Source organism: Kitasatospora sp. NPDC004799 (assembly GCF_040609095.1).
In the GTDB taxonomy this organism is placed as follows: domain Bacteria; phylum Actinomycetota; class Actinomycetes; order Streptomycetales; family Streptomycetaceae; genus Kitasatospora.
The window spans coordinates 1-7,882 of the sequence record NZ_JBEXJK010000381.1 but is presented as its reverse complement, the minus strand read 5'-3'; the positions used below and the strand labels follow the sequence as shown (position 1 = coordinate 7,882).

The window sequence follows — 7,882 nt, the reverse complement described above, 5'->3', positions numbered from 1 at the left end:
GAACTCGGCATCCCCCACGGCACGATCAGGGCGACCGTGCTGATCGAGACCGTCACCGCCGCGTTCGAGATGGACGAGCCGCGCCGGGGCGCTGCGCGAGAGGTAGCAGGCGTGGTCGGCCGCCCAGAGGGCCTCGGCCTGCACCTCGGGGCGCGGATCGCGCAGCGCGGCCTCCAGCAGGGCGAGGGCCGCCTCGCGGTCGGTGTCGGTGTCACGGTCCAGCAGGGAGTCGACGACCGCGTACAGCAGTTCGTGGTGGTGGACGCTGTAGCGGTCGACGGTGAGCCCGCGGGCGGGCAGCAAGCCGAGCACGGCCGCGTGGTGGACGGCCTCCCAGCGCTCCTCGTTCCGCAGGCAGACCAGGACCGCGGCCAGCCGCAGCGGCACCGCGGTCCCCTCGCCGAGCAGCGCCCGGGCCTGCTCGGCGGCCGCGCCCGGATCCACCCGGCCGAGGGCGACGAGCAGTTCGGCGGCCACGTCCGGGTTCCGCTCGGCGGCCCCGCGCTCCCGCAGGGCGGCCGACGCGGCCCGGGCGGCCCCGTCGTCCCCGCCGGCCGCGCCGTTCCCGCCGTTCCCGGTGTGGCCGACGGCCCAGGCGGCGGCCAGCCGGACGCTCTCGTCCGGGTCGGCCAACAGCGGGAGCAGCAGCGGCAGTTGGGAGGCCACGGCGGCCCGGACGGCGCCGTCCGCCACCTCCCACTCGTCCTCGCTCTCGGCCAGCCCGCCCAGCAGGAACAGCACGTCCTCGCTCCGGATCCCGGCGGCGGCGATCCGGGCCAGGTACGGCACGGCGTCCGCACTGGCCGAGTACACCGTGCCCTGGTGGAGGATGCTCCCGTACAGCTCGGAGACCGCCTCCTCGGCCGCCTCGCCGTCGCCCTCGGCGAGCGCGCGCAGCAGGTCGGGCAGGTCCTCGGCGGAGCCGTAGGCGTGCGAGACGTCGGCCCAGGGGTGGTCGTCGAGCCCGGCGAGGGCGGTGGTGAGATCCATGGCCGGGATCCTCGCAGCCGGGACCGACACCGGGGCGGCGTGCCAGAGGGGGCGGTGTCAGCGGGGCAGTGTCAGTGGCCCGGGTTACGCTCCCGGCACCCTGAGGAAACCCCGGGGCCCGCTCCCCCGAATTCGCCTACGGGGAGCGGGCGCCGGCCCCTGGGCCCGTCCTCAGGCCCGGCGGGCGTGCGCGGCGAGGCGGTCGGCGAGGGCGGCCACCAGGGTGCGCAGTTCCTCGGGGCGTTCGATGACGAAGGGCCGATCCATCGCGGCGAGCACCGGTGGCAGCCAGTCGAGCCGCTCCGCCCGGAGCTCGACGCGCAGCCAGCGGTCGGTGTCCGTCTCCGTCACGATCCCGGGCTCCGGTCCGGTTTCCTCCAGGGTCGCGACGCTCTCGGGGAGGTGCCGGCGGATCCCTTCCGGCGTCCCGTGGATCCGCAGTTTCACCTCGTGCCGGTAGTCGGCCGCGGCCAGGGCCGCCAGGAGGCGCTCGGCCGGGTCGGGCCCGGCCGGTGCGTCGAAGGAGCCGGGCAGGGTCCTGGCGTCCGTGACGCGGTCGAGCCGGAGGGTCCGGTCCTCGCCGATCCCCGCGTCCGCGCCGGTGACGTACCACCGGCCCGCGTGGGCGACGATCCCGTACGGGTGCAGGGTGCGTTCGCTGGGGCGGCCGCCGCGGTCGGTGTACCTGAGCGAGACCGGCCGCCGGTGGCGGACCGCGTCGGCGAGGGTGAGCAGTGCCCCGGTGTCCGGTGGGGCGGCCCCGCCGGGCCGGGCCGTGGAGGTGCCGGGCCGGTCGGTGAAGGAGAGCGCGTCCAGGAGCGTGTCGAGCCGGCCGGCCAGGTGCCGGGGCAGGACCCGGCGGATCTTGGCCGCCGCGGTCTCGCCCGCCGTGCGTTCGGCCGGCGCCAGTCCGGCCCGGGGGCCGGCGAGCAGGCCGAGCAGCACGGCCAGCGCCTCGTCCTCGCCGAGCATCAGCGGGGGCAGGCGGTGCCCGGGGGCGAGCCGGTAGCCGCCGTACCGGCCGCGCACCGACTCCACGGGCACGTCGAGGTCGATCAGGTGGTCCACGTAGCGCCGCACGGTGCGGCCCTCGACGCCGAGCCGGTCGGCGAGTTCGGCCACCGTCCGGGTGCCGCCGGACTGCAGCAGCTCCAGCAGGGTCAGGACACGGCCGGTGGGTCGGGACATGCCGACAGCCTAGGGCGAATAGTGGACCGGTTCTGTCCACTATCCCGCCTAGTCTGCCCATCGCACGAGCGAACGAGCGCCTGAGCGCCTGAGCGCCTGAGCATCTGAGCGCATGAGCGCCTGAGCGCATGAACACGTGCGCACCCGACCGCACGACCGAGGAGACCTCCCGTGGACTTCGTTTCGATCCGCATCATCACCGCCGACGTCGCCCGCCTGGTCGGCTTCTACGAACGGGCCCTGGCCGTCCGGGCGCAGTGGGCCACCGAGGACTTCGCCGAACTCCGGCCCGCCGGCGCGACGCTCGCGATCGCCGGCACCCGCACCGTCCCGCTGTTCGCCCCCGGCTCCGCCCGGCCGGCGGCCAATCAGAGCGTGATCACCGAGTTCCTCGTCGACGACGTGGACCGGGTCGCCCTCGACCTGGCCGGGTTCGTCACGGACGTCGTCGCCGGGCCCACCACGATGCCCTGGGGCAACCGCTCACTGCTGTTCCGCGACCCCGACGGCAACCTCGTCAACTTCTTCACCCCCGTCACCCCGGCGGCCCGCGCGAAGTTCACCCGCTGACCGAACGCCCGGGGTGCCGCGCAGCCGTGCGGACGGGGATGGCAGGCTGTGCCGGGAGGGCGCCGGGGGGCGCCCCGTGGCAAGGGGGTGCCGATGACGGGTGGATCCGAGGCTCCGCGGGTGCCGCCGCTGGATCCGGAGGTGGCGGCGGCCCTGGCGGCCGCCGATGGGCGGGCCCGACAGGTGCTCACCCCGGAGCGCCTGGCGGCCTGGCAGGAGGCCGATGCCGCCGCCCGGCCCCGTCCGACGCCGGAGCAGTTGCGCGACGGCGGCCGGTTCGAGGTGACGGAGCTGCGCGTGCCGCGGGCCGACGGCGACGGCGAGGTCACCCTGGTCAGCGCACGGCCCGCCGGGGTCCGCGAGGAGCTGCCGCTGCTCTACTACCTGCACGGCGGCGGGCTGGTGACGGGCAACGCCTTCTCCGTCCTGCCCCGGCTGCTGCGCGGGTGGGCGCTGCCCCTGGGGCTGGCGGTCGTGTCGGTCGAGTACCGGCTGGCCCCGCGCACCCGCTTCCCCGGGGCCGTCGAGGACTGCTACGCCGGGCTCCGGTGGGCCGCCGAGCACGCGGACGAGCTGGGCGTGGACGCGCGGCGCGTGGTCGTCGGCGGCAAGAGCGCCGGCGGCGGGCTCGCCGCGGCCCTGGCCCTGCTGCTCCGCGACCGCGGCGGCCCGGCGCCGGTCGGCCAGCTGCTGCTGAGCCCGATGCTCGACGACCGCGGCGGCACCTTCTCCAGCCGCCAGCTGGCCGGCCACGACACCTGGGACCGCACCTCCAACGCCACCGCCTGGCAGGCCGTGCTCGGCGACCGGTACGGCGCCGCGGACCTCCCGCCGTACGCCGCCCCGGCCCGCGCCACCGACCTGTCCCGGCTGCCCGCGGCCTACGTCGAGGTGGGCTCCGCCGAGACCTTCCGGGACGAGGCCGTCGCCTACGCCGACGCGATCTGGCGGGCCGGCGGCGACGCCGAACTGCACGTCTGGCCCGGCGCCTGCCACGGCTTCGACACCCTCGCCCCGCACGCGGCCCTCAGCCGCGACGCCCACGACGCCCGCACCCGCTGGCTGCGCCGCGTCCTCCGCCCCTGAGCCCGGGCCGAACCTGCACCTGTCCTGCACGGCTCTGGCTGGTCCTGGCCGGCCGCCGGTCGGCCCTCGCTCAGAGCCAGCCACGCTCGTCGGCGACCCGCAGCGCCTCGGTGCGGTTGCGGGTGCCGGTCTTGGCGATGGCCGAGGACGAGTAGTTCCGGACCGTCCCCTCGGAGAGGTAGAGCTTGGCGGCGATCTCGGCCACCCCGGCGCCCGAGCGCGAGGCGTTCAGGACGTCGCGTTCCCGGGCGGTGAGCGGGGAGGTGCCGGCGGCGAGGGTGGCGGCCGCCAACTCCGGGTCCACCACCCGCTCCCCCGCCGCGACCCGGCGGATCGCGTCGGCGAGCACCTCGGCCGGGGCGTCCTTGACCACGAAGCCGACCGCGCCTGCCTCCATGGCCCGGCGCAGGTAGCCCGCGCGACCGAAGGTGGTGAGGATGACGACCCGGCACCACGGCGCCTGCTGGGCCAGCACGGCGGACGCGGCCAGGCCGTCCAGCCCCGGCATCTCGATGTCCAGCAGGGCGACGTCCGGCCGGTGCTCCCGGGCCGCCTCCGCGACCTGGTCGCCGCGGCCGACGGCGGCGACCACGGCGAAGTCGTCCTCCAGGTCGAGCAGGGTGCGCAGCGCCGTACGGACCAGCTCCTGGTCCTCGGCGAGCAGCAGGCGGATCGTCATGTCGTCCCCTCGTGGCCGGAGTCCGGCCGGCCGGAGTGGGGCCTGCCGGTGTGCGGCCCGTCGCGGCCCGGCGCTCCCGGCTGCGGGCCGCCCGGCGGGACGGTGACCAGCAGCCGCCACCCGCGCGGGCCGAACGGGCCGGCCTCGACCGTACCGCCCGCCGCGGCGACCCGTTCCCGCAGCCCGGTCAGGCCCTTGCCGTCACCCGGGCCGCCCCCGGTGCCGGCGCCGGTGCCGGTTCCGGTTCCGTCGTCGCGGATCTCCACCGAGCCGGCGGTCAGCAGCACCGAGCAGCGCTCGGCCCGGGCGTGCCGGACCACGTTGGTGATCCCCTCCCGCAGCACCCAGCCGAACAGCTCGCTCTCCCCCGGCGCGACGGCGTCCGCCGCCGACGGCAGATCGGCCACCACCCCGGCGGCACGCAGCAGTTCGCGCCCGCGGGAGAGCTCGCCGACCAGCGTCACCTCGCGGTAGCCGCTCACGGCGGCGCGGACGTCGGACAGGGCCTGGCGGGACAGGCCCTCGACGGCGGCCATCTCCGCCACCGCCTGTTCCAGGTCCTTGCCCGCGAGCCGCTGGGCGAGGCGCGACTTGACGGTGATCGCGGTGAGGGAGTGCCCCAGCAGGTCGTGCAGGTCCCGGGCGATCCGGTTGCGCTCGGCCTCCGAGGCGAGCCGCGCCACCTCGGCCCGAGCCGCGACCAGGGCGCTGTTGGTGGCGGCGATCTCGGCGAAGGCGCCGCAGGTGAGCGAGGTGAACAGCAGCGCCAGCGCCTGGAATCCGCCGGGCCCGGTGTGCCACGGGCGCACCGCCCAGGGCACCACCAGGGCGGCCACCGTACCGGCCGCCACGGCACGGGCGGCCTGCGCACGCCACTGGATCGCGATCACCGAGACGATCACGGTGGCGAGGAAGAACGCGTCCTCGTGGGCGAACGGCAGCGCGGCCAGGAACAGCGCCGTCATCACCGCCAGCAGGTGCGCTGCCCGGCGGCGCCGGCCCAGCCCGAGGGCGAGGGCCAGCAGCGCGTAGCAGAGGCAGAACGCCCCGACCACGACGTACCCGGCCACCGCGGCCGCCCCGGAGACGGTGCCGCCCACGGCCACCGCGGTGAGCCCGGGGAACACCGTCATCCCGCTGCCCAGCAGGAGGCGGCGCCAACCCCGGCTCCAGCGCTGGGCGTGGCTCGGCAGCGCCCCCTCCCGGCGGACGTCCGTGGTCACGCCATCCGCGTCCGAACGGTCGCGGTCGAGGCCCGTCACTTTCGCGTCCCCCTCCTCAGAGCCTGGCGAACAGGCTACGCAGGTACCGTCCGTTGACCACCGCGGCCACGCCCAGCAGGGCGAGCCCGCAGACGCCCTGCTCGATCTTCATCCACACCGGGAAGGTCCCCGGCAGGGCGATGATCGTGACGATGGCGACGAGCATGACGGCCGAGAGGATCCGCAACCGGCGGAACGCGCCCCGGGATCCGTTGGCGGCCCTGACGGTCAGCAGGAGGGTGAGGGCGGCGCTGGCCACGACGATCGTGCCGCGGACGAGCACCGCCTCGTTCACCACCGCACGGTGGTCACGGAGGGCGACGGCGGCCGCCAGCGTGACGATGCTGAGGCCGAGGTAGGCGAGCACGAGCAGCCGCACGGTGCGAAGGGCCCGACGGGTGTCGGGGTGCTGCAGGTCGGTGGAGGTCATGGCATCCATGCTGGTCGCGGGCCTGCTGCCCCGGCAGTGTGTTCGCGCACCCCTGCGCCATGACAATTGTCAGCGGGCGTGCGCCCCCGCAGGGGCGGCGTCCAGCAGGCGCACCATGTGCAGCTTGGCGACCGCCCGTCCGTCGACCAGCACGGCCCTCGGCTCCCGGCCCCAGACCTCGAAGCCGCAGGCGGTGTAGAGCCGCAGGGCCGGCTCGTTGCCCTCGGAGACGGTCAGCAGCACCTGCCGCAGCCGCCCGTCCGCAGCCGCCGTGCGCAGCACCTCGCGCACCAGGGCGCGGCCGATCCCCCGGCCGGCGGCACCGCGGGCCACCGCCATGCCGTACAGCGTGCCCTTGTGCCGCTCCTGGCTGCGCCGCGGCACCTTCAGCCCGGCGGTGCCGACCAGGGCGCCGGTGCCGTCGAAGGCGCCGAGCAGGGCGCCCGGCCCCTCCTCGGCGTCGGCCAGCCGGCGCAGCGTCGCGGTGAGCGGGCTGGCGGACTCCTCGGCGTGGCTGGAGGTGAAGGCGCTCGGGTTCTCGCGCAGCGCGCGGAGGCGGAAGGCCCGGTACGGTCCGGCGTCCGCGACGCCCAGCGGGCGGAGGGTGACCTGCTCAGCCGAGACGGACACGGGTGCACCTCGTCACGTACGGCAGGGCGATCTCGTCCCGGCCGGCCAGGTCCGGGTGGGTGGCCAGCAGCTGTTCGACGTCGGCCAGCAGGCGGGCCCGTTCGTCCTCCGGCATGGCGATCACGTAGCTGCGCGAGGCGACCATGTCGACGATCCCGGCCCGGGTGGTGAGGTGCTCCCAGGCGATCTCCAGCCGCTCGGGCGCGCCGAACGGCGCCGGGAGGACGGGCCGGGTGTCGATCCGCTGCGGTGCCGAACGGTGCATCAGGGCGCCCAGGGCGGCGGCCCAGGGCTCGGACTCGTCCCGGACGTTCCACACCAGCGCGAGCGTCCCGCCGGGGGCGAGCACCCGGACGATCTCCGGCACCGCGACCGCCGGGTCGAACCAGTGCCAGGCCTGCGCCACCACGACGGCGTCCACAGTGGCGTCCGACAGCGGGATGCGCTCGGCCGAGCCCGCCCGGACCGCCGCCTTCGGCACCGCCGCGGCCAGCCGCGCCCGCATCCCCTCGTCGGGCTCGACCGCCACCACGTCCAGGCCCGCCTCGACCAGCAACCCGGTCAACTTGCCCGTCCCCGCGCCCAGTTCCAGCACCCGGCGGGCCTCCCGGGGCACCGCCGAACCGACCAGCGCCCGCGGATAGCCCGGCCGGCCGCGCTGGTACGCGTCCGCCGCCGTCCCGAACGACCGCGCCCGCAGCCGCCCGGCCCACCGCCTGGTCGCCCCCTGCCGCGTCATCCCGCAGGCCCGCCCGATCTCCTCCCAGGTCGCCTCCCGCCCGCGCCGCAGCTCCTCCACCAGCTCCGTCCGCCGCTCCTCCAGCGCCCCGATCACCCCCGACAACCGCCGCAGCCCCTCCACCCCGCCCCCACCGGCCACATCCTCCGCCACCCGCCGCCCAAGATCACCCGTCTCCACGGCCCGGCACTGTACGGACCACCGCCGCCCACCGTCAACATTCCTTGCCCCACCACGCAACATCCGTTGCCTCCGGGCCCGCCCCTGGTGCTAGACCACCTGGCCCGGGGACCACCGGACGACACCCA

8 protein-coding genes and 1 pseudogene are annotated in these 7,882 nt (G+C 76.4%); 2 read left to right on the top strand and 7 right to left on the bottom strand.

Annotated features, from left to right (window positions below; translation table 11 throughout):
• A pseudogene (locus tag ABZW03_RS32870) lies at positions 1-990 on the bottom strand (hypothetical protein); the annotation flags it as partial.
• Positions 991-1,161: 171 nt separating this feature from the next.
• Positions 1,162-2,178 carry a WYL domain-containing protein gene (locus ABZW03_RS32865; RefSeq protein ID WP_355266533.1) on the bottom strand — a complete coding sequence of 339 codons (1,017 nt, stop codon included), beginning with the start codon at positions 2,176-2,178 and terminating at the stop codon, positions 1,162-1,164.
• A gap of 171 nt (positions 2,179-2,349) precedes the next feature.
• Between ABZW03_RS32865 and ABZW03_RS32860 the strand changes: the two genes are divergently transcribed.
• The gene (locus tag ABZW03_RS32860) at positions 2,350-2,748 is read left to right on the top strand and encodes a VOC family protein (protein ID WP_355266530.1); all 399 of its coding nucleotides are present in this window, start codon (positions 2,350-2,352) and stop codon (positions 2,746-2,748) included.
• Between the two features lie 93 nt (positions 2,749-2,841).
• Complete coding sequence (locus tag ABZW03_RS32855; protein WP_355266527.1) at positions 2,842-3,834, top strand: alpha/beta hydrolase; 993 nt, start codon at positions 2,842-2,844, stop codon at positions 3,832-3,834.
• 70 nt (positions 3,835-3,904) lie between these two features.
• On the opposite strand, the gene ABZW03_RS32850 is transcribed toward ABZW03_RS32855, so the two are convergent.
• The 5 genes from ABZW03_RS32850 to ABZW03_RS32830 all read right to left on the bottom strand — a co-directional run bounded on the left by ABZW03_RS32850 (position 3,905) and on the right by ABZW03_RS32830 (position 7,754).
• On the bottom strand, positions 3,905-4,513 hold the full coding sequence (locus tag ABZW03_RS32850; RefSeq protein ID WP_355266524.1) for a response regulator transcription factor: 609 nt from the start codon (positions 4,511-4,513) through the stop codon (positions 3,905-3,907).
• Positions 4,510-5,736 (bottom strand): histidine kinase, encoded by a 1,227-nt coding sequence (locus ABZW03_RS32845; RefSeq protein ID WP_355266521.1) that lies wholly within the window; start codon positions 5,734-5,736, stop codon positions 4,510-4,512. The genes ABZW03_RS32850 and ABZW03_RS32845 overlap by 4 nt, the downstream gene beginning before the upstream one ends.
• A gap of 55 nt (positions 5,737-5,791) precedes the next feature.
• Positions 5,792-6,205 (bottom strand): hypothetical protein, encoded by a 414-nt coding sequence (locus ABZW03_RS32840; protein WP_355266518.1) that lies wholly within the window; start codon positions 6,203-6,205, stop codon positions 5,792-5,794.
• 69 nt (positions 6,206-6,274) lie between these two features.
• On the bottom strand, positions 6,275-6,835 hold the full coding sequence (locus ABZW03_RS32835) for a GNAT family N-acetyltransferase (protein ID WP_355266516.1): 561 nt from the start codon (positions 6,833-6,835) through the stop codon (positions 6,275-6,277).
• A complete protein-coding gene (locus ABZW03_RS32830) occupies positions 6,819-7,754 on the bottom strand; it encodes a methyltransferase domain-containing protein (protein ID WP_355266513.1) in 936 nt (311 codons plus the stop codon). Before ABZW03_RS32830 ends, ABZW03_RS32835 begins: the two co-directional genes overlap by 17 nt.
• Positions 7,755-7,882 lie beyond the last annotated feature (128 nt).

What these genes read in the sequence shown, in the direction of transcription:
- ABZW03_RS32865 (WP_355266533.1), bottom strand. Translation starts at nt 2,178, where the DNA reads ATGTCCCGACCCACCGGCCGTGTCCTGACCCTGCTGGAGCTGCTGCAG.
- ABZW03_RS32855 (WP_355266527.1), top strand. Translation starts at nt 2,842, where the DNA reads ATGACGGGTGGATCCGAGGCTCCGCGGGTGCCGCCGCTGGATCCGGAG.
- ABZW03_RS32850 (WP_355266524.1), bottom strand. Translation starts at nt 4,513, where the DNA reads ATGACGATCCGCCTGCTGCTCGCCGAGGACCAGGAGCTGGTCCGTACG.
- ABZW03_RS32840 (WP_355266518.1), bottom strand. Translation starts at nt 6,205, where the DNA reads ATGACCTCCACCGACCTGCAGCACCCCGACACCCGTCGGGCCCTTCGC.